Source organism: Streptomyces sp. NPDC021212, from assembly GCF_044332925.1.
Taxonomy (GTDB): domain Bacteria; phylum Actinomycetota; class Actinomycetes; order Streptomycetales; family Streptomycetaceae; genus Streptomyces.
Window position 1 is genome coordinate 206928 of record NZ_JBIRPZ010000014.1, and the last position, 19895, is coordinate 226822.

Sequence of the window (19895 nt, forward strand, 5' to 3'; positions counted from 1 at the left end):
AGGAACCCCTGTGTTCTCCAGCACCCGGCACACACCGCCCGTCCTCGACGAAACCACGTCCACCGCCACGGCCGAGGGCAGAGTGCGGCACTTCCTGTCCGCGCCGCGCAGGATGCTCATCGGCGGTGTCTGGGAGTCAGCGGTCTCCGGACACGTCTTCGACACCGTCGATCCGGCCACCGGCTCGGTGCTCACCCAAGTCCCCGACGGTGACGGTCAGGACATCGATCGCGCGGTCACCGCCGCCCGCCGCGCGTTCGCCGATCCGTCCTGGCGCCGCCTGAGCACACTCGACCGCGGCCGGCTGCTGCACCACGTCGCCGACGTCATCGAGGCCAACGCCGACGAACTGGCGCTGCTCGAGTCCCGCGACAACGGCAAGCCGGTCTCCGTGGCCCGGGCGGTCGACGTCGGCACCAGCGTCAAGCTGTTCCGCTACTTCGCAGGGTGGCCCACCAAGCTGGAAGGCAGCACCATCCCGGTCTCGCCACGCGGCGGACTGCGGGTGCTGAACTACACCACCCATCAGCCGGTCGGGGTGGTCGGGCTGATCGTGCCATGGAACTTCCCCATGTCGATGGCCTGCTGGAAACTGGCGCCCGCGCTGGCCACCGGCTGCACTGTCGTCCTCAAGCCTGCCGAGGAGACCCCGCTGTCCACGCTGCGGCTGGCCGAGCTGCTGGTCGAAGCCGGAGTCCCCGACGGGGTGGTCAACGTGGTCACCGGCCGAGGTGCGACCGCGGGGGCGGCCCTCGCCGCGCACGACGACGTGGACAAGATCGCCTTCACCGGCTCCACCGAGACGGGCCGCGCGATCGTCCAGGCCGCCGCGGGGAACCTGAAGAAGGTCTCCCTCGAACTCGGCGGCAAATCACCCAACATCGTGCTGCCCGACGCCGACCCGGAGGCGGTCGCGGAGGCCGCCGCCCAGGCGATCTTCTTCAACCAGGGACAGGTGTGCACCGCCGGATCCCGGCTGTACGTGCACGACGCGCTGTACGACGACGTACTCGAAGCGGTCTCCGAACGCGCCGAGAGGATCGTGGTCGGGCCGGGGGACGACCCCGCCACCGAGATGGGCCCGCTGGTCTCGGCCCACCATCACGCGCGGGTGACCGGCTACATCGCGTCCGGACGGCAGCAGGGCGCACGGCTGACGGCCGGCGGCGGACCGCCCGAGGTGGCCGGGCCCTACGCGGAGGGCTACTTCCTGCGGCCGACGGTCTTCGCCGACGCCGACCACGGCATGCGGATCGTACGCGAGGAGATCTTCGGCCCGGTACTCGCCACGATGCGCTGGAACAACGTGGACGACCTCGTCGCCAAGGCGAACGACTCGCCTTTCGGACTGTCGGCCGGCATCTGGACCTCCGACCTCGGTCACGCCCACCGGATCGCCGACGACCTCCAGGCCGGCACGGTCTGGATCAACTGCTTCAACCTCACCGATCCCGCGTCTCCTTTCGGCGGCGTCAAGCAGTCCGGCTGGGGGCGCGAAATGGGACGCAAGGTGCTCGATCTCTACACAGAGGTCAAGAGCGTCTGGGTCAACCTCGCCTGACACCTCGTCATTTGGGAGCATCATGGATCTGGAACTCACCGGCAGAGCAGCCGTCGTCACCGGTGGCAGCCTCGGCATCGGCAGGGCCGTCACCCGCGAACTGGCCCGAGAGGGCGCCGATGTAGTGATCACCGCGCGCCGACCGGCCGCCTTGGAACGGACCGCCAAGGAGCTGGAAGCCGAAACCGGCCGCCGGGTGATCCCCCTCGCCTCCGACACCACCGACACCGCGTCCGTACGGCGCATGATGGACGCGGCCGCCGCCGAGCTGGGGCGCGTCGACATCCTCGTCAACGGCGCTGCCGCCCCCTCCGGCCTGGTGCGCAACTCCATCGAGGACGCCGACCCCGAGCTGCTACTGACCGACATCAACACCAAGGTCGTGGGCTACTTCCGCTGCGCGCAGGCCGTCACGCCGCATATGAAGGCGAACGGCTACGGCCGGATCCTCAACATCGGCGGCCTCACCGGCCGCTCCAGCCACGCGCTGTCCGGCCTGCGCAACCTCGCCGTCGTCCATATGACCAAGGCCCTCTCCGACCAGCTCGGCCCGTCCGGGATCACCGTCAACACCGTGCACCCCGGCGTGGTGGAAACCGAGCACATCCACGAGCTGTACGAGAAGGAGGCCGCCAAACGCGGCACCACACCTGCCGCCGTCGAGGCCGACTTCGCCGCCCGCACCCCGATCCGGCGGATTCTGGAGGCCACCGAGATCGCCCAGGCCGTGTGCTTCCTCGCCTCGCCCCGGGCTGCGGCGATCACCGGGGAGTCGCTGGGCATCGACGGCGGACTGACCCGCGGCATCTTCCTCTGACCCGTCCGCCGCACCGGACCCCACACATCGGACAGGAGCCCCACCATGGAAGGAACCATCCTCGTCGCCACCGCGGGCCAGGGGGTGCTGCGCAGCAGCGACGACGGCCGCACCTGGTACCGCCTCGGCCTCGGGCAGGACATTGAGTTCGACGCCGTGGTCCGCTGCCTCGCGGTCCACCCCGAGCAGCCGAATGTGGTCTACGCGGGCGCCGACGCGGGCCTCGTCCGCAGCGACGACGCCGGCGCGACCTGGCACCGCGTCGACTCCCCGATGAACGACCAGACGATCTGGTCCCTGGCCATCGACCCGGGCGACCCCGACTTCCTCATCACCGGTACCGGAGCACCGTCCCGCGCCGCGGTCTTCCGCACCACCGACGGCGGCACCACGTGGGACCGGCTCCCCCCGGAGATACCGGAGTTCTGCGCCGGAGTCAGCAAGCCCCGCGTCCTCACCGCCACCGTCGACCGGCATGACCCCAAGAACCTCTGGTTCGGCATCGAGGAGGGCGGACTGTGGCGCAGCGGGGACCGCGGCGACAGCTGGACCCGGATCGACGGCACCCCCGCGAGCCTCCCGCAGGGCGTCACCAACTCCGACATCCACTGCGTCCTCGTCCTCCAGGGACCGCCCAAGACGATCGTGGTCGCGGTGGTGAACGCGCTCTTCGTCAGCCAGGACGACGGCCGGACGTGGACCCGTACCGACACCCGAAAGCAGTGGGGTGTCTACTACACCCGTCTGGTCAAGCAGATCCCCGGTACCGATGAGCTCCTGCTCGGCATCGGCGACGCCACGCCGGGCACCCTGACGAAGATCTTCCGCTCCACCGACCTGGCCCGGACCTGGCAGGAGTCGTCTCTCGACACCCCCGCGAACTCGACCGTGTGGGCCTTCGGCGTGCACCCCGCCGACGCACGGCTCGCATTCGCCGGCACCAAATACGGCAACTTGTTCCGCTCCACCGACTCGGGACGTACCTGGACCAAGGAATGGCGCGAGTTCAGCGAGATCACCGACGTCGCTTGGACCCCCGCCACCGCCCCGGCCCCGGAAGGACGCTGATGAGCGACCACCGGAAGACCCCCGACAAGCAGGGCATCGACCCGGATGAACGGACCCTGGCGGAACACCAGGAGCCGACGCCACTGCGCGACGACGCGTCCCGCACCATCCAGCCCCGGGTGGTGCGTACGCACCTGTCTCTGTTCGTCCGCGACCCCGAGGCCTCGGCCGTCTGGTACCAGGACGTGCTCGGCATGGAGGTCACCGCACGAGGGCCGCAATGGGTCTTCCTGTCCTTCGGCGTGAAGCATCACGACATCGCCCTGATCCGCGCCGAGGAGGGCGCGACGACGGGCGGCGTCGGTCTCCAGCACTACGGCCTGGAGGTCGCCGGTGACCTGGACGAGTGGCGACGGCTGTACGGCATGCTCCTCGCCAAGGGCGTGCACGTCATCAAGACCACCGACCACAAGGTGGGCTTCGGTCTTTACTTCACCGATCCGGACGGCAACCGCTTCGAGTTCTTCCACGAGACCGTCACCGACGACGAGGAGGGCAAGCGCGTCCTCGGCCTCCACGGCGCCCCGAGCGAGCCGTTCGAGGTCGAACCCCTGCACGGTTGACCACGCCCCCGTCCGCCCGCCATCACCTCATGGAGTACGCCCATGCGCACGCCGAACTTCGCCTCCTACCACGTCCGCAAGTGGTACACCCAGTTCGAGAGCACCCTCGCCAACGAGACCGGCGCGCTCGCCGACGGCGAACCGATCCACAAGATCGTCATCGCTGCCGCCGTCCACAATCCCTACGCCGGCCGGTTCAGCGAGGACCTGGACCTGATCATCACCGACTCGCCCAAGCTCGGCGAGGAGTTCGGCCGGCGGATCGCCGAGGCCGCCGCGGGCCGGCCGATCGAGAGCTACGGCAAGGCGTGCCTCGTAGGCTCGAACGGTGAGTACGAACATGGCAACGCCTTCCTCACCGCCGTGTTCGCCGACCCGGTACGCGAGGCGGTCGGCGGCGGCGCGTCCTGGGTGCCCTCGACCGGGAAGCGCGGTGCCCCGGGTGCGGCCATCGACATACCGCTGGCGCACAAGGACGCGCTCTACGTCCGTTCCCACTACGACACGGTCACGGTGACCTTCACCGACACCCCCAGCCCCGACGAGGTCGTCGTCATCTTCGCCTTCGCCACCCGGGGCCGGCTGCACGCGCGGCTCGGCGGCATCAAGGCCGACGAGATCCAGGGCCAGGACGGGCTGCGCTGAAATGACCGACAGCATCATCGGCCACGATCGCTTCATCACGCTGAACGGGCTGCGCGCCCATTATGTGGAGTGGGGTGACCCGCGCAGCCCGGCCATCGTGATGCTGCACGGCCTGCGCAGCTACGCCCGTACCTTCGAGCCGCTGGCCACCCGGCTCATGAACCGCTACCGGGTCCTCGCCCTGGACGCTCGCGGCCGTGGCGACAGCGACTGGGACCCGAACGGCGAGTACTACACACCGGCGTACGTCGCCGACCTCGAGCAGTTCGCCGACCAGCTGGGCCTGGACCGCTTCGTGATCCTGGGCCACTCCATGGGCGGCGCCACGGCGTACGTCCATGCCGCCCGCCACCCCGGGCAGATCACCGCGGCGGTCATCGAGGACATCGGTCCGGGGTCGTCGCTCAGCGGAGCGGGAGCGGAGCGCATCAAGCGCGAGGTCGCCAGGACGCCCCCCGCTTTCCCCTCGCTGGACGCCGCCCGCGCGTACTGGCGCACCATCCGCCCCTCCATCACTGCCGAGGCGCTGGAGTCCCGGATCCGTCACACGCTGCGGCCGGGCGCGTGTGGCCGCTGGTTCTGGAAGTTCGACCTCGCCGGTATCGCGGCGGCCCGCCTCGATGCCGACCCGGCCCGCCAGGTCGACCTCTGGCCCAGCGTCGAGGCGCTGCGCTGCCCGACCCTGGTCGTCCGCGGCGGCGCCTCCGACTTCCTGCCGGCAGCCACCGCCGCGGAGATGTCCACACGCAACCCGCGCGTGCGGACCGTGGAGATTCCCGGCGCCGGCCACTACGTCCACGACGACGCACCCGGCGCCTTCCACGACCACCTCGAAGAGTTCCTGATCAGTCTGGAGGCCGCCGCATGAGCACACGCACCGAGCTCCGCACTCAAGTGGCGATCGTCGGCGCCGGCCCCTGCGGAGTGACCGTCGCCAACTACCTGGGGTTTTACGGCGTACAGGCCCTGCTCATCGACCGCAGCACGGACATCGTCGACTACCCTCGCGCGGTGGGCATGGACGACGAAAGCCTGCGCAGCTTCCAGGGCATCGGCCTCGCCGACGAGATGCTCGCCGACATGTTGCAGAACATGCCCCTGAAAATGTTCGCGGCGGACGGTCACTGCTTCGCCGACATCCGCCCGGCCACGAAGGAGTTCGGCTGGCCGCGACGGAACATCTTCATGCAGCAGCTCGCCGAACAGACCCTGCGCAAGGGACTGGAACGCTATCCGCGGGTCCGGTCACTGTACGGCCACGAACTCGTCCGCCTGGAACAGGACGGCGTGGAGGTGCGCCTGCACCTGACCGGCCCGGACGGAGAACACGTCCTCGTCCGCGCCGATTACGCGGTAGCGGCCGACGGCGGACGCAGCACGATCCGGACTCAGCTGGGCATCCCGCTGACCGGGGACACACACCCGCACAAGTGGGTGGTGATCGAATGCGACAACGATCCGCTCGACGCCCCCTATACCGGCTTGCACTGCGATCCGAAGCGGCCCTACGTCTGCCTGGACCTCCCCTACAACTACCGCCGCTGGGAGTTCATGCTCTTCCCCGGCGAGGACGCCGAGGCGATGCTCCGGCCCGACAAGGTGCGTGAACTGCTGACCGGACACGTACCGGACCCGACCGCCCTCAACATCATCAGGGCCAGGGTCTACACCCACCACTCGCGCGTGGCGGGCCGCTTCGTGGAGGGCCGAATCTGTCTCGTCGGAGACGCTGCTCACCTGATGCCGCCATGGGCAGGGCAGGGCATGAACACCGGCATCCGCGACGCCACCAACGTGGCCTGGAAACTCGCCGCGGCGGTCACCGGTCGCGCTCACCCCCGCATCCTGTCCACCTACGACACCGAACGACGCACGCACGCCAAGGCGATGGTGGACCTCTCCGACACCCTCGGCCGGATCCTGTCCTCGACCAGACCATGGATGGCCCGTCCACGCGACATTCTCTTCCGGAGCCTCAATTGGGCCCCGTCGGTGCGCGACTGGCTCCTCCAAATGCGTTTCAAGCCGATGCCGCTCTACAGCCGGGGCATCGTCCTGCACCGCGGCCGGCCCACCGCGAAGAACACAACGGTGGGCCGGATGCTCATCCAGCCCGAGGTCGAAACCGCCGACGGCCGCGCCGTCCTCCTCGACGACGCGCTCGGCACCTGGTTCACCCTCCTCGGCTATGGCACTGACCCGCTGATCCATCTTGATGCCGCATCCCGCGCCTTCTGGGACCGCATCGGCACCCGCTACGTCACCGTCGTGGAATCCCGCTCCGGCCGCTCCCGCAGCGAGCGTCTCCGCTCCGGTACAGACTCGGTCGTGGTGGAGGACATCGACGGCTCCCTGCGCGACTGGTTCGCGGACCAGCCCGGAACGGTGGCTGTAGTCCGCCCGGACCGCTATCTGGCGGCAGTGGCCGAACCTCTCGAACTCAGCGCCGTGAGCGGGGAGTTCGAGCGCCTGCTCATGCCGTCCGTGAATCCGGAGGCCAGCGCGGACCAGCCCGTATCTCGCCTCAGCTCCTTGCCCACCGCCCGGGGGGCTTCGTGATCATCGAAGAACGCGAGTACCTGCTCAAACCAGGCACGGCAGCCCAATACGCCCGCCTGTGGGACGAATTCGGCAGGGAGCCACAAACCCGTATCCTCGGCGACCTGCTCGGTTTCTACGCCACTGAAGTGGGCGAGCTGAACACACTGATCTACCTCTGGCGCTACGACGGCTTCGAAGACCGCGCCAACAGGCGCGCCGAGCTCGCCGCCGACCCCGACTTCGCCGCCTTCCGCCGCCAGGTCAAAGATCTGCTGATTCGCCAGAGAAGCCGGATCCTCACGCCGGCCATGCCATAGGCAACCCAAGTGGTGGCATATCGAGCAGCACCCGGCTCTGTCGCCGAGGTCCATGAGCAGATTGCGGGCGAGTTGGGTGCCCCCATGCGCCGGTTGGCTGGGCGGTGGCACCCAGGACATGGATGCGCCGGGTGAGCCAGAGGCGTTTCGCGGGCCCAGTCCACGAGTTCGCCGGCGTAGCCGCGGTCGGCCCAGATCTGGGTGATCTGCGGCTGGGCGAGACGCAGCCGCCAGAACACGTCGCGGGCGGCGTCGCGGTCTTGGATGTCGGCGAGCGTCACCGTGATCATCACGGGCAGGCCCAACGTGTCGACGGTGATAGAGCGGGCTGACACGCACCGGCACCGCAGTGGGCAAACCGATGTTCATGCCACGCCAACAGGTCATCGACTTCCGCAAGGCCTCCCCCGCCGCGGACGTCTGGGCATTTGCCGCCTGCATCTACCACACGCTGACCGGGAGGACCCCGCGCGAGTTTCCGCGCGCCAAGGACCCCTGGCAGGTCGTCCTGCAGGAACCGGCGATCCCGATTCGCCGCCGCGACCCGGCCATCCCACGACGCCTCGCGGAGGTCATCGACACGGCACTGCGGGAGCACCCCGAGATCGGCTGCGCGAGCGCGGCGGAGCTGCGCGGGGCGCTGGAGCGGGCGGGGAGGTGAGCCGCGACTGCGGCAGTTACGCGGGAGAAAAGCGAGTCGAACGGCTCATGCGAGAGTCCGGCCGGCCGGGATCAGCCCCCGCTCAGGCGAGGGCTTCACCCGCCGTGCCCCAGACGCTGACCTGCCCCCGGACCTGGTGAAACACGACTTCTCGGCGGACCCTCGTGGCTGTCGGCCATCCGGGACGTCTTCCGTGGATACCAGAAACGACTCAGCTATCTCAGCCCGGTCGAGTGCGAAGAGAAGCACTACGCCGACCAGGCAACGGCCAAACCAGTGTTCCTGAGACCGATGTACACAGACAACAGCTGGTTGAACGGAGGACAGGGCTGGCCGGCGCGGTGTGAACCCCGTGCGGCGGCGACCTCGATCCCGGCGCCCGACCGGAACGCCACCTGGGAATGCGCGAAGACCAGCCTTAGTCTTGGAAGAAGCAGGCCGACGCTTACGTTGCTCGGCACAGGCACAGAGCAGGTGATGGCAATGGTGATGACGCAGTTGCACTAGCCGCCCGCCCGGAGAGCCCGGGACCCCGGGGCGGCTGGTTCCGGAGGAACGAGATGTCCCGCACGGACAAGACGAAACCATCGTGGGTACGCCACCGCGAGCACGGTGGCCTGCCCCTGCACGACCACCGGCGCGGTCCCTGCGACCTTCCGCCACACCCGCCCCGGCAGGACACCGGCACCCGCTGCCGATGGGCCACCGTCACCGGAATGGCCTCCCCATGGGCATGCTGTGCGCGCACCCAGGAGCGCTCAGCGTATAAGGAATGGCAGGGGTGGGTGAGGGCTGCCAACCGCAAGGTGCGCTACGCCGGTCGCCGCGCTGCACGCCGCTGGCAGATGGACATGCAATGACCGGGACAGCCAGTGCTCGGCCCCTGGGCGAGGCGTAGGCGGCGAAGACGCCTGTCTGGCAGTTCTCAGTGCGTCCGGTTGTTGCAGGGCATCGTCTCTCTCGTCAGGGTTGCAGCAGGCCCGGCTCAGCAAATGCTGCAACCCGGCGGGAGTGCGGTGACCTGCATGCTCGGCCAACTGCCAGCTGTTCTTCCGCCCCACCGGCCCCAGGTCAGGCCGCGTTGGAAGGGCTTGCGCGGCGCGGTGGATTTCGTTCTCACGGCGTCGCACCGGTATCTGATCTTGTGGTGCCCGCGGCGCGGGCGTAGCGGGCGGCGAGGTCTGCGAATGCGGTGGTCAGTTGGGATGAGCCGATGACTTCGCCCAGGCGGGACCAGTCGGTGGCGGTGCCGTCCTTGCCGCGGAATCGGCTGGTGATGAAGGTGGCGACGTTGCCGCCGGGCAGTTCGCGAGGGGTGAAGCGGGGGCCGGTGGGTGTGCGGGGGTGGATGCGATCGACGCGGAAGGTACGCCGGTCCTCACGGTCGAGGTCCCAGGCCACGAGGTACCAGCGTTGACGCCAGGTGGCCAGATGGTGGGCGGGCGCAACCCGCCGTGCACCGCCACCGTGTCACACAGATCCACCGCGTTGCGTACGGCCCATCCCTCTATGCGGGGTGGAGCGGGGTGGACCAGCAGATCGAGCATCGACACCTGGGCGGCCCGCTGCGCGATCCGGAACTCGACCTCACCACGGCCTGGTCGACGTACCGACGTCAAAGGCGCCCATCACGCGTCGGCCGCCGCGTGGACCCGCTCACCCCCCACAAACGTCTGGAGCACCTGGCAGTCGGCGATCTCCTCAACAGGCCCGTCGAAGGGGTCGCGGTCGAGGACGACCAGATCGGCGAGGCGGCCGGGGGCGATGGTGCCCGTGTCATCCGCGTGGTTCACATACGCGCTGCCCGCTGTGTACGCGGCGATGGCCGCCTCCAGGCCTAGGCGCTGCTCGGGAAGGAAGGGCGCGGTCCCCTCCGGGGCGTCCGGCAGTCGGCGGTTGACCGCGACATGGATGCCCTCCAGCGGATCCGGGCTGCTGACCGGCCAGTCGCTGCCCGCGGCGAGCGTGGCCCCGGCCCGTAGCAGTCCCCCGAAGGGGTATTGCCATCCGCCGCGCTCGACGCTGAGGAAGGGCAGTGTCAACTCGTCCATCTGGGGCTCATGCGCGGCCCACAGGGGCTGGATGTTGGCGGTGGCGCCGAGCGTTGCGAAGCGCGGGATGTCGGATGGGTGGACCACCTGGAGATGTGCCAGATGGGGGCGGGTGTCACGGTGGCCGTTCGCGGTCCGTGCGGCCTCCACCGCGTCCAGCGCCTCCCGTACGGCCCGGTCGCCGAGCGCGTGGAAGTGGACCTGGAAGCCGTGTGCGTCCAGCGCGGTGACGTACTTCTTCAGCTCCTGCGGATCGACGAAGCTGATGCCCGAGTTGTCGGAGGCACAGCCGCAGCCGGTGAGGTAGGGGCCGAGCATCGCCGCGGTGTGGTTCTCGGCGACGCCGTCCTGCATGATTTTCACGGTCGTGGCGCGCAGCGCCCGGCCGCGCTCGGTCGCCTCCCGGCGGGCGAGCAGCTCCGGGATCTGCTCGTCGCCGCGCGCCCGGTCCCACCACATCGCGCCGACCACCCGGGCGGTGAGCAGGCCGTCGTCAAGGGCGGCGTGGTACGCGGGCGTCGGGTCGGCCATGTTGGCGTATGAGCCCACGATGGCGTCCTGCCAGGCGGTCACCCCGAGTGCGTGCAGTACGGACTGGGCGCGCAGCAGCGCGGCGGTCTGCTCGGCGAGGGTGACCTCGGGCAGCAGCGTGCCGACCAGGGAGGCCGCGCCTTCCTGGAGCATGCCGGTGGGGTTGCCGTGCTCGTCCCGCTCGATCCGGCCGTCCACGGGATCGGGGGTACCGGCGTCGATTCCCGCGAGCTGGAGGGCGCGGGTGTTGACCCAGGCGCCGTGGTGGTCGCGGTTGGGCAGATAGACCGGCCGATCGGGGACGATCGTGTCGAGCATAGCGGCCGTCGGCGTGCCGCCGGGGAAGGCTTCCAGGGACCAGCCGCCACCGGTGATCCACCTGGCGTCCCGGTGCTGATCGGCGTAGGCGGCCACCCTCCGGAGATACTCCTGCGCGTCGGTGGAGTCCCCGAGATGGCACTGTCCGAGTTCGATACCGGCACCCAGCGGATGGATATGGGCGTCCTGGAAGCCGGGCAGCAGCAGCCGCCCGGCGAGGTCCACCACCTCGGTGCCGGGGCCGATCAGATCGTGCACCTCCTCCCGGCCGACGGCGATGACACGCTCCCCGTGTACCGCAACGGCGGTGGCGCGGCCGCGCTCCGGATCGACGGTGTGCACCGGGCCACCGGTGAAGACGAGATCGGCGGTGGTGTCGGACATCAGATGTGCTCCAGGGATCGAGGGTTGTCGGGTCATGCCGGAGGGGCCGGCATGACCCGAGGAGAGGCGAAGGGGTCAGGAAGCGGTCCCGGCAGGGTGGTCCATCGGCAGCCGCAGCCCCTCCGCATCCGTGCCGCGCCCGGTGACGAAGTACGGTGAGTGCCGCCGGTACTTGGCCCATGCGGCCATGGCCAGGCCGGAGGCCACGATCGCGCAGGGCAGGGAGAACATGAACCACCCGTTGTCCGGGCTGAGTTCGAAGTGGTCGGTCCCGGTCAGATACGAGTAGCCGAGATAACCGCCGATGGCGAACAGCGCCAGCCCGGAGGCGGCCGGCACCCCCACCGCGAGCAGCGCCTCGCGCGCCCCGGCGCGGAGGGTGGAGCGGAAGCGTACGGCGCAGGCGATCGCCGTCAGGCCGTAATAGAGGGCGACGACGAGGCCGATGGAGTTCACGGCCGCCAGGATCATGTCGCTCAGCTTGGGGATGGCCAGGGCGAGCAGGGCGACGGTGGTCGCGACGGCCATGACGAGGACGGTGCCGATGGCCGGCGTTCCGTACCGGGGGTGGATACGGGTCCACACCGGCCCCATCGTGCGATCGCGGCCCATGGCCAGCAGCCCGCGGGCGGTGGGAATGACCGACGACTGGACGGACGCCACGGCCGAGAACATCAGGGCGAGCAGGGGCACACCGGCCCAGGGTTCGGCGGCCAGCTTGGCGCCCAGATACGGAAGCGCCTGCGGGCCGTTCCCGATCAACTCGGGCAGGCTCATCTCCCGCTGGAAGGCGACCGAGGCGAAGACGAACAGGCCGAGCATGGCGAAGAGGGCGATGAAGCCGCCGCGGGCCGGGTTGCCGACATCCTTCGTCTCCTCGGTGAGGCTGAACGCCGCGTCCCAGCCCCAGAAGAAGAACACCGCCAGAACCAGGCCCTGGGCGAACGCCGTGCCGCTCTTGATCGCGAAGGGGTTGAACCACGACAGCGACAGCTCGTGCTCACCGGTGATCAGGGCCCAGCCGCAGAAGATCAGCAGCACCGCGTATTCGAAGATCAGTAGGCCCGCCTGGAGACGGGTGGCGCTGCGCACCCCGGTGACGGCCATGGCGGTCACGGCGGTGAGGACCACCAGCCCGATGACGGTGCTCGTGGCGGTGGAGTTCGGGTCCAGGGCGATCCCGGCGACGCTGGTGACATGCGCCTTGCGGGCGAACTGGATGATCACTGAGCCGGTGACGGCGCTGGTGTACGCCAGGAAGACGATCACGCCGACGATGTTGACCCAGCCGGTGAGGAAGCCCGGCCAGGGCCCGAGGGAGGTGCCGACCCACACATAGCCGCTGCCGCAGTTCGGCTCGGACCGGTTGAGCCGGGCGTACGCGCAGGCGATGCCGAGCATGGGCAGGAAGGCCAGCAGCAGGAGGATGGGGGCCTGGAGCCCGACGGTCGCGGCGAGAGTGCCCATGCCGATGGCGATGCTGGTGGTGGCCGCCGTACTCGAAGCAGCGATGGCGACGCCGTCGACGACGCCGAGCGAACGGCGTAGCTCGGCGGGGTGATGCGACATGTCGGGGCTCCTCACTGAGGGAGGTGACGGGGAAGAGCCGTACGGATGCCGCGCATCGAATAACGGCCACCCACCTTGCGTCAATGGTGTTGACATAAGACTGCGGGCGCCCTTCACTGCCATGAACAACGACGCGAACCAGCGACACGGCGGCGGAGAGGGGTTCACCATGACCGGTGCGGCGGGAGACCGGGTCTCTCATCAGCGCAGACGGCGTCGGCCCACCCGCTCGGGCACGCTGCTGTCCGCCGAGCTGATTGTCGACTGCGCGCTACGGCTGATCGGCGAGCACGGCCCGGAGGCGCTCAGCGTGCGCCGCCTCGGAGCGGCCCTGGGCTGCGATCCGAGCGCGGTCTACCGCTACTTCCACAACACTGACGATCTGCTGCTCGCCGTCGCCGACCGGATTATCGGCGATTCGATGGACGGCTTTGTCCCCGGCCCGGACTGGGTGGCCTCGCTGCGGGAGATGGCCCTGAGGGTCCGCGACGCCTACCGCGCCCATCCGCGCGCCGCGGTGCTGGCCTCGTACCGGGTGACCCGCCGGGAGAACGAGTTCCGGGCGGTCGAGACCGGTGTCGGCATCCTCGTACGGGCGGGCTTCGAGCCCGCCCGCGCCCTCCGCCTCTATCTGGCCTTCATCGACACCGTCCTCGGTCACGCCGCCCTGGACGCGGCCGCTCTCGCGCTGCCCCCCGCCCAACGGGAGGGCGACAGCCAGGCGTCCACCCGGGCGTATCAGACGGTCTCCGCCGAGAGCTATCCGATGCTGGCCGCCATACGTGAGGACCTGTACGCGCTGGCGGAAAGCTCCTTCGAGCCCGCCCTCGAACTGATGCTGTCCGCGCTCGCGGCACAGGTCCCCGCCCGCCCGGGGGCGTAGGCGCACCCCAGGCGTAGACGGAACCGGGCCGCCGGTCACCCGCACTGGGCGGTGGCCGCCAGCACAGCAGGGGCGGCGCGCGATGGGAGGTGCAGGCACCGGAGCTGATGCGGCTCCGGCGCCGACCTCGTCATCGTCGACCTGGAGGACGCCGTCGCCGCCGAGGACAAGGAGCGTGCCCGGCAGGCCACCGCCGACTGGCCCGGCCCGGCTGCGGCGGCATCCGCACCAGTTGTCAGGCGGTCTGCTCCAACGGGTGATGATCGCCGCGGCCCTGGCCGCCGAACCCCGGCTGCTGTTCGCCGACGAGCCCACCACCGCGCTTGACGTGACCACGCGGCAGGGGGGATGCCCAAACCTCTGTCGGCCTTCGAGGCCGGGCCGGGACGCGTCTTCGCCGACCGCTGCGGCTTCGCCGAAGAGCGCGTCGCACGGAACGCCCACGGCTCGAAGCGCACGCCCCCCTGGTCGCACGCCGTCGCGCAGCCGAACTCACCGCCGACGGAAGGCTCCTGGAGGCGACCTCATGACCGAGACGACCCTTCCCCCTTCTGGAAGCCACGGTCTGCGCAAGGAGTTCCCCGGAGACAGGGTGGCCGTCGACGACGTGTCCCTGACCCCGCCGCCCGGCGGCTCGATGGGAGTGGTCGGCGAGTCCGGCTCGGCTCCGGCAAGACGACCGTGGCCCGGACGACCAGGTGTTGACCGCGCATGAACACCCCTGCACACGCAATCTGTTGGCGGCCCTCCCCCGCAAGGGCTGGCAGCCGACCCCCCAGCAGTGACACGGAGATGCAGCGGCGTATCGCTGTGGCACTCCCACCCCCCACCCGGCACGGCCCGGGAGTCCCGCGGCCGCCTCATGAGCCTGCTCGCCGTGGTCTGGGCCCGCCGGCTACGTCGTGGCCTACCTCGTCGGCTCCCTGCTCAGCCAGGCCGGTGGCGAGTCGTGGCGGTACATGCTCGCCGTCAGCGCGATCCCCGCCCTGCTGACGTTCGACTTCCGGCTCGGTGTGCCCGAATCACCGCCGTGGCTCGCCCAGTACGGCCGCACCGAGGAAGCCGCAGCCATCATCAGGCGCCACCTCGGCCCCGGTATCCTGCCGCGCCCGGACGTCAACAGGGCCTGGCGGGGCGGCATGCGCGAGCTGATCACCGCGAAACACCGTGGACACACCGCCGTCGGCGCCCTGTTCTACGTCTGCCCTGCGGCCCTGCTCGCAGCCCTCATCGCCTTCGCCGACGCCGGCCCGGTGATCGCCGTCGCACTCTTCGCACTGTTCGCGCTCGTATTGGCCGCCGCGGTCAACCTCGAATTCGTCTACCCGCCGGAACTCTTCCCGACGGAAGTCCGCGGCATCCGGAGTCGGCGTCGCCGTTCTCACTCTCGGCGGGCTCATCTGCTCGGCATGGGCGCCGGAGACAGGCAAGGAATCACTGACCGAAATCGACGACGCTCCTGCCAGAAACCCCGTCCACCACGCAGTGCACCAACACTGTCGCTGCGTCGGCCGCCGTGCCTCGGTGACCTCGTTGACCGGCACGTACGTCACACACCACGATGTTCACACGTCGAGTCCTCCTCGTTTGACCAGTTGGCTCGCGATCACGTTCCGCTGGATCTCATTGGTGCCCTCACCGACGATCAGCAGTGGCGCGTCGCGGAAGTAGCGCTCCACGTCGAACTCGGTGGAATAGCCGTAACCGCCGTGGACGCGGACGGCATTGAGGGCGATCTGCATGGCCGTCTCTGAGACGAACAGCTTGGCCATCCCGGCTTCCATGTCCACGCGGCGGCCCGCGTCCGCCTCGCGGGCGGCGTGGAGGGTGAGCTGCCGGGCCGCCGTGAGCGAGGTCGCCATGTCGGCGAGGTAGTTGCCGATGGACTGGTGCTTCCAGATCGGCTTGCCGAACGACTCGCGCTCCTGCGCGTAGGCGAGAGAGTCCTCCAGCGCGGCCCGGCCGACGCCGAGCGCGCGGGCCGCGACCTGGAGGCGGCCGGTCTCCAGACCCTTCATCATCTGGGCGAACCCCTCCCCCTCGACGCCACCGAGCAGCGCGTCCACCGGTGCGCGATGGTCCTCGAAGGACAGCTCGCAGCTCTCCACGCCCTTGTAGCCCAGCTTGGGCAGATCGCGGGAGACGGTGAGCCCCGGTCCGTGCTCGACCAGCAGGATGGAGATGCCCTGGTGCGCGGGGGACGCCTGCGGGTCCGTCTTGCACAGCAGGGCGATCAGCTGCGAGTGGCGGGAGTTGGTGATCCAGGTCTTCGCGCCGTTGACCACATACCCTCCGTCGTCCCTGCGCGCGACGGTGCGCATGGCCTGCAGGTCGGAGCCGCCGCCGGGCTCGGTCAGGGCCATGGTGGCCCTGACCTCACCGGTGGCCATCCTCGGCAGGTACCGCCGCTTCTGCTCCTCCGTGCCGAAGTGCAACAGCAGCTTGGCGACCACGGTGTGCCCGCCCATGGCCCCGGCCAGGCTCATCCAGCCCCGGGCCAGTTCCTCGGCGACGAGGACGTAGCACGGCGTCGACACCGGCGTGCCGCCGTACTCCTCCGGGACGGCGAGGCCGAAGATCCCGAGCTCCTTCATCTGCTCGATCAGGGCCTCGGGGTAGGTGTTGGTGTGCTCCAGCTCCTGCACAACCGGCTTGACGTCCCTGTCGACGAAGTCGCGCACCGTGCGGACGATGAACTGCTCGTCTTCCGGCAGGATGTCGAGAGTGCTCATGAAAGGGCTTCTCCTTGCTGCGGTCTTTGGTCGGGGTCGGAGGGGTCAGGCAGCGCCGTCGATCCGGTCGGGCTCGTAGCCCAGCTCGGTCAGGATGCGTCCGGTGTGCTCGCCGAGGGAGGGCACGGCATCCATCCGGGGGGTGGCACCGGCCAGGTCCACGGGTGGCACGACACCGCCTCTAATCCGGGGATCCGCACCTGCCGCCAGCGGTCCCGGCCGGTCAGCACGGGATGCTCCAGGAACCCCTTGACGTCGTTGACCGGTGCGTTGGCGATGCCGATGGTGTCCGATCAGACCGGGGGTTCGCAGGAAGCCCTCGCACCGGGCGGCCCATTCGCGTAGTAGGCGGGCTGGCCCATCCACTCGGCCGGCGCCTCGAACAGCGAGACCTCGACGGCCCGGACGCGGCCCCGGGTGCCCTGGTGAGCAGGGCGGTGAGGATGCCGCTGTAGACGTACATGCCGGCGGCGATGTCGGCGATCGACACCCCCACCCGGGCCGCCTCCTCGGCGCTGCCGGTCAGCGAGACGAGGCCGGTCTGGCACTGCACCAGCAGGTCGTACGCCTTACGGTCCGCCCATGGCCCGCTCGTGCCGGAGCCGGAGATCGAGCACGGGATGAGCGAGGGGAACCGCTCGGCCGGCGCTCCGGCGGCCCAGCCCCAGGCGGGCGGCGGCGCCGGGGGCCAGGTTCTGCACGAACCCATCAGCTTGCGCCAGGAGTTGCTCCAGCACTCCGCGCCCCTGCTTCGACTTCAAGTCCAGGGGTCACCGATTCCTTCGAGCGGTTGAGCCAGACGAAGTAGCTGGACTTACCGTGCACCGTGGTGTCGTACCGGCGGGCGAAGTCGCCGCCGGCCGGGCGCTCCACCTTGATCACCCGCGCTCCCAGATCGGCGAGCTGGCGGGTGGCGAAGGGTGCCGCACCGCCTGCTCGCCGCTCACGACGGTGATGCCCGACAGCGGCAGGCCATCGGCGGGCGCTGTGTGTTCGGCCATGTGTTGACCTCCGGCAGATGTGGGTGACCCGGGTCGGCGTAACATCATGGGCGCTTATGTTGTCCCGAGTAGAATAACCATCGGTGATGCCGCCCTGCGGACCCTGGATGGTGAGGAAAGGGAAGCGTCGATGGACGTCAAGCAACTCAGGGCGCTCATCACGGTCGCCGAAGTGGGCAGCGTGACACGCGCCGCGGAGCTGTTGCACCTGGTGCAGCCCGCCGTCACCCGGCAGATCCGCACCCTGGAGGAGGAGCTGGGCGCCCCTCTCTTCCAGCGCACCAGACAGGGCATGCGGCCCACCGAGGCGGGCGAGATCATGGTCGACCGTGCGCGCCGGGCCCTGAACGAACTGGAGCGTGCACGCGCCGAGGTACAGCCCAGCCCCGGTGAGGTGACCGGCATCGTCACCCTCGGGCTGCTGGAGAGCACACTCGACCTGCTCGCCGAGCCGCTGGTGTCGGCCGTCGGCCAGGCCCATCCAGGCGTGGAGCTGCGCTTGATGACCGGCTACTCCGGCCATCTCCAGCAGTGGCTCGACGACAGCGACCTGGACTTGACCCTGCTGTACAACCGGGACAGCACCCCGTCCCTCAACGCCCGCCCCCTGGTGCGGGAGCGCCTGTGGGCGGTGGCCCCACCGGCGGCCGGGCTGTGTGCCGACCACCCGGTGGCCTTCGCTGAGGTGACGGCGCACCCCCTGGTGATGCCCGCCTCCGGCCACGCCCTGCGCACCCTGATCGACGCCGCGGCGTCCCGTTCCGGGAACACCATGGACGTCACGGTGCAGACCAACTCCATGCGCGTGCAGAAACAGCTCGTCCTGGCCGGACACGGCTGGACCATCCTGCCCGGCCTCGGCATCGCCGACGACATCGCGAAAGGCGCCCTCAGCGCCGCTCCCCTGTCCGAGCCCGACGTATGGCGGTCGATCGTCCTGGCGACCTCGCGCTACGGCCGCGTGCCGCCGGCCGTCGAGATCGTCGCACAGGAGCTGGTCCGCCAGATCAATGCGGCCGTCTGCCTGGGGCGATGGCCGTCCGCCCAACTGCACGCGACGGACGAACCGGACAACACCGCGCTCCCTCTCCGCGAGGACTCCTGTGACACACACCGCTGAACGCCCCGATGCCTTCGCCCATACCGACGACGGGGTCGCGGTGGCGTACCAGCGCCGCGGCTCCGGCCGACCGCTCCTCCTGCTGGCGGGGCAGGCGAACAACCATCACTGGTGGGACGGCATACGCGACGACTTCCACGGCACCCACAGCACGATCACGCTGGACTGCCGCGGCACCGGCGCGAGCGACAAACCGCGATCGGGCTACTCCACCCCGCGTTTCGCGGAGGACGTGGTGTCCGTCCTCGACACCCTGGGCATCGAACGGGCCGATGTGTACGGCACTTCCATGGGCGGCCGGGTCGCCCAGTGGCTCGCGGCCCGCCACCCGGAGCGCGTTCGGCGCCTCGTCCTGGGGTGCACCTCGCCCGGTGGGCGCCAGGCCGTCGAACGCGACGCCTCGGTACGACGGGCCCTGGCCCAGCCCGACCCGGATGCCGCACGGCAGGCCCTGATCGACCTGATGTACAGCCCTGGCTGGCTCGCCCGGCACCCCGGCCCGTACCGCACCCTCGGCGACCCCCACATGCCCGCGCACGCCAAACGCGGCCACCTGATCGCCAGCAACGAGCACGACGCCTGGGAGGCTCTGCCCTCCATCGGCGCACCCACGCTGATCCTCCACGGCGAGCAGGACCGGCTCACCCCGCCCGAGAACGTCCCGCTGCTCGCGTCCCGCATCCCCGACACCCGGACCCACCTCTTCCCCGGAGCCCGGCACGCCTACTTCGAGGAGTGCCGGGACCAGGCCGACGCCCTGGTCCGCGAGTTCCTCGGCTGAGGACCGAGGCCGGCACCCTCCCGGACGCCGGGCACTCCCACGCCATCCGGGAGGCGCGGCGGGATCCCGTCATCCACGACGTCGCGCTCACCACCGAGGAGGAGCGGGTCGCCGTCGTCAGCGGGGCGTGGCTCGGCGGGCAGCGCGCCGCGCTGCCGATGCAGGACCCCGCCGTCCTCGGCATCAAACGGGCCCATGAGGTGTGCCGGGTGCCGGGCGTCGTACGCGCCGCGTTCGGCAATGTGGACCTTGCGGCGCAGCTCGGCGTCGCGCACGACGACACCCTCGCCCTGACCCACGCCCGCTCCCGTCTCGTCCTCGCCTCGGCGGCGGGCGTCAGTTCCCCGGTGGA

17 protein-coding genes and 5 pseudogenes are annotated in these 19895 nt (G+C 70.0%); 14 read left to right on the top strand and 8 right to left on the bottom strand.

What is annotated here, in order from left to right:
* Window positions 1–10 precede the first annotated feature (10 nt).
* From ACH4SI_RS33020 to ACH4SI_RS33055, 8 genes are read left to right on the top strand one after another with little or no spacing between them, the layout of a single operon-like run.
* On the top strand, window positions 11–1561 hold the full coding sequence (locus ACH4SI_RS33020) for an aldehyde dehydrogenase family protein (protein WP_398302224.1): 1551 nt from the start codon (window positions 11–13) through the stop codon (window positions 1559–1561).
* 22 nt (window positions 1562–1583) lie between these two features.
* The gene (locus tag ACH4SI_RS33025) at window positions 1584–2378 is read left to right on the top strand and encodes an SDR family NAD(P)-dependent oxidoreductase (protein ID WP_398302226.1); all 795 of its coding nucleotides are present in this window, start codon (window positions 1584–1586) and stop codon (window positions 2376–2378) included.
* Between the two features lie 45 nt (window positions 2379–2423).
* A complete protein-coding gene (locus ACH4SI_RS33030) occupies window positions 2424–3446 on the top strand; it encodes a WD40/YVTN/BNR-like repeat-containing protein (RefSeq protein WP_398302228.1) in 1023 nt (340 codons plus the stop codon).
* Window positions 3446–4009: a VOC family protein gene (locus ACH4SI_RS33035; protein WP_398302230.1), complete on the top strand. Its 564-nt coding sequence runs from the start codon at window positions 3446–3448 to the stop codon at window positions 4007–4009. Before ACH4SI_RS33030 ends, ACH4SI_RS33035 begins: the two co-directional genes overlap by 1 nt.
* 42 nt (window positions 4010–4051) lie before the next feature.
* Complete coding sequence (locus ACH4SI_RS33040; RefSeq protein WP_398302233.1) at window positions 4052–4654, top strand: amino acid synthesis family protein; 603 nt, start codon at window positions 4052–4054, stop codon at window positions 4652–4654.
* A gap of 1 nt (window position 4655) precedes the next feature.
* A complete protein-coding gene (locus ACH4SI_RS33045) occupies window positions 4656–5522 on the top strand; it encodes an alpha/beta fold hydrolase (protein ID WP_398302235.1) in 867 nt (288 codons plus the stop codon).
* Window positions 5519–7213 (top strand): bifunctional 3-(3-hydroxy-phenyl)propionate/3-hydroxycinnamic acid hydroxylase, encoded by a 1695-nt coding sequence (locus tag ACH4SI_RS33050; RefSeq protein ID WP_398302237.1) that lies wholly within the window; start codon window positions 5519–5521, stop codon window positions 7211–7213. Before ACH4SI_RS33045 ends, ACH4SI_RS33050 begins: the two co-directional genes overlap by 4 nt.
* Complete coding sequence (locus ACH4SI_RS33055; protein ID WP_398302239.1) at window positions 7210–7512, top strand: NIPSNAP family protein; 303 nt, start codon at window positions 7210–7212, stop codon at window positions 7510–7512. Before ACH4SI_RS33050 ends, ACH4SI_RS33055 begins: the two co-directional genes overlap by 4 nt.
* Window positions 7513–7721: 209 nt before the next feature.
* Here the strand turns inward: ACH4SI_RS33055 and ACH4SI_RS33060 are convergent.
* Window positions 7722–7802: pseudogene (locus ACH4SI_RS33060) on the bottom strand (hypothetical protein); the annotation flags it as partial.
* Between the two features lie 77 nt (window positions 7803–7879).
* On the opposite strand from ACH4SI_RS33060, the gene ACH4SI_RS33065 reads away from it, so the two are divergent.
* On the top strand, window positions 7880–8173 hold the full coding sequence (locus ACH4SI_RS33065; RefSeq protein WP_398302241.1) for a hypothetical protein: 294 nt from the start codon (window positions 7880–7882) through the stop codon (window positions 8171–8173).
* Between the two features lie 1116 nt (window positions 8174–9289).
* Here ACH4SI_RS33065 and ACH4SI_RS33070 read toward each other — a convergent pair.
* The 3 genes and pseudogenes from ACH4SI_RS33070 to ACH4SI_RS33080 form a co-directional block, all read right to left on the bottom strand.
* Window positions 9290–9628, bottom strand: a pseudogene (locus tag ACH4SI_RS33070) (WYL domain-containing protein); the annotation flags it as partial.
* 173 nt (window positions 9629–9801) lie between these two features.
* Window positions 9802–11457 carry an amidohydrolase gene (locus tag ACH4SI_RS33075; RefSeq protein WP_398302243.1) on the bottom strand — a complete coding sequence of 552 codons (1656 nt, stop codon included), beginning with the start codon at window positions 11455–11457 and terminating at the stop codon, window positions 9802–9804.
* Between the two features lie 75 nt (window positions 11458–11532).
* Window positions 11533–13026 (bottom strand): APC family permease, encoded by a 1494-nt coding sequence (locus ACH4SI_RS33080; protein ID WP_398302245.1) that lies wholly within the window; start codon window positions 13024–13026, stop codon window positions 11533–11535.
* Between the two features lie 169 nt (window positions 13027–13195).
* On the opposite strand from ACH4SI_RS33080, the gene ACH4SI_RS33085 reads away from it, so the two are divergent.
* From ACH4SI_RS33085 to ACH4SI_RS33095, 3 genes and pseudogenes are all read left to right on the top strand, one after another.
* Window positions 13196–13909, top strand: coding sequence for a TetR/AcrR family transcriptional regulator (locus tag ACH4SI_RS33085; RefSeq protein ID WP_398302303.1), 714 nt, complete (start codon window positions 13196–13198; stop codon window positions 13907–13909).
* Between the two features lie 208 nt (window positions 13910–14117).
* Window positions 14118–14249: pseudogene (locus ACH4SI_RS33090) on the top strand (ATP-binding cassette domain-containing protein); the annotation flags it as partial.
* 562 nt (window positions 14250–14811) lie between these two features.
* Window positions 14812–14937 (top strand): annotated as a pseudogene (locus tag ACH4SI_RS33095) (MFS transporter); the annotation flags it as partial.
* Here ACH4SI_RS33095 and ACH4SI_RS33100 read toward each other — a convergent pair.
* The 3 genes and pseudogenes from ACH4SI_RS33100 to ACH4SI_RS33110 all read right to left on the bottom strand — a co-directional run bounded on the left by ACH4SI_RS33100 (window position 14932) and on the right by ACH4SI_RS33110 (window position 17642).
* Window positions 14932–15462 carry a hypothetical protein gene (locus ACH4SI_RS33100; protein WP_398302311.1) on the bottom strand — a complete coding sequence of 177 codons (531 nt, stop codon included), beginning with the start codon at window positions 15460–15462 and terminating at the stop codon, window positions 14932–14934. The pseudogene ACH4SI_RS33095 and the gene ACH4SI_RS33100 overlap by 6 nt on opposite strands.
* 12 nt (window positions 15463–15474) lie before the next feature.
* Window positions 15475–16641, bottom strand: a complete 1167-nt coding sequence (locus ACH4SI_RS33105) for an acyl-CoA dehydrogenase family protein (protein ID WP_398302247.1) — start codon at window positions 16639–16641, stop codon at window positions 15475–15477.
* Between the two features lie 45 nt (window positions 16642–16686).
* Window positions 16687–17642: pseudogene (locus tag ACH4SI_RS33110) on the bottom strand (CaiB/BaiF CoA transferase family protein).
* 130 nt (window positions 17643–17772) lie between these two features.
* Between ACH4SI_RS33110 and ACH4SI_RS33115 the strand changes: the two are divergent.
* On the top strand, window positions 17773–18762 hold the full coding sequence (locus ACH4SI_RS33115; protein ID WP_398302249.1) for a LysR family transcriptional regulator: 990 nt from the start codon (window positions 17773–17775) through the stop codon (window positions 18760–18762).
* Window positions 18746–19543 carry an alpha/beta fold hydrolase gene (locus ACH4SI_RS33120; RefSeq protein ID WP_398302251.1) on the top strand — a complete coding sequence of 266 codons (798 nt, stop codon included), beginning with the start codon at window positions 18746–18748 and terminating at the stop codon, window positions 19541–19543. The genes ACH4SI_RS33115 and ACH4SI_RS33120 overlap by 17 nt, the downstream gene beginning before the upstream one ends.
* Here ACH4SI_RS33120 and ACH4SI_RS33125 read toward each other — a convergent pair.
* Window positions 19486–19842: a hypothetical protein gene (locus ACH4SI_RS33125; RefSeq protein WP_398302253.1), complete on the bottom strand. Its 357-nt coding sequence runs from the start codon at window positions 19840–19842 to the stop codon at window positions 19486–19488. The genes ACH4SI_RS33120 and ACH4SI_RS33125 overlap by 58 nt on opposite strands.
* Window positions 19843–19895 lie beyond the last annotated feature (53 nt).

Bases quoted from the DNA above. Each gene is read 5' to 3' on its own strand.
- ACH4SI_RS33035 (WP_398302230.1), top strand. From the start codon at position 3,446: ATGAGCGACCACCGGAAGACCCCCGACAAGCAGGGCATCGACCCGGAT.
- ACH4SI_RS33050 (WP_398302237.1), top strand. From the start codon at position 5,519: ATGAGCACACGCACCGAGCTCCGCACTCAAGTGGCGATCGTCGGCGCC.
- ACH4SI_RS33115 (WP_398302249.1), top strand. From the start codon at position 17,773: ATGGACGTCAAGCAACTCAGGGCGCTCATCACGGTCGCCGAAGTGGGC.
- ACH4SI_RS33025 (WP_398302226.1), top strand. From the start codon at position 1,584: ATGGATCTGGAACTCACCGGCAGAGCAGCCGTCGTCACCGGTGGCAGC.
- ACH4SI_RS33040 (WP_398302233.1), top strand. From the start codon at position 4,052: ATGCGCACGCCGAACTTCGCCTCCTACCACGTCCGCAAGTGGTACACC.
- ACH4SI_RS33030 (WP_398302228.1), top strand. From the start codon at position 2,424: ATGGAAGGAACCATCCTCGTCGCCACCGCGGGCCAGGGGGTGCTGCGC.
- ACH4SI_RS33080 (WP_398302245.1), bottom strand. From the start codon at position 13,026: ATGTCGCATCACCCCGCCGAGCTACGCCGTTCGCTCGGCGTCGTCGAC.
- ACH4SI_RS33045 (WP_398302235.1), top strand. From the start codon at position 4,656: ATGACCGACAGCATCATCGGCCACGATCGCTTCATCACGCTGAACGGG.
- ACH4SI_RS33105 (WP_398302247.1), bottom strand. From the start codon at position 16,641: ATGAGCACTCTCGACATCCTGCCGGAAGACGAGCAGTTCATCGTCCGC.
- ACH4SI_RS33065 (WP_398302241.1), top strand. From the start codon at position 7,880: ATGCCACGCCAACAGGTCATCGACTTCCGCAAGGCCTCCCCCGCCGCG.
- ACH4SI_RS33085 (WP_398302303.1), top strand. From the start codon at position 13,196: ATGACCGGTGCGGCGGGAGACCGGGTCTCTCATCAGCGCAGACGGCGT.
- ACH4SI_RS33075 (WP_398302243.1), bottom strand. From the start codon at position 11,457: ATGTCCGACACCACCGCCGATCTCGTCTTCACCGGTGGCCCGGTGCAC.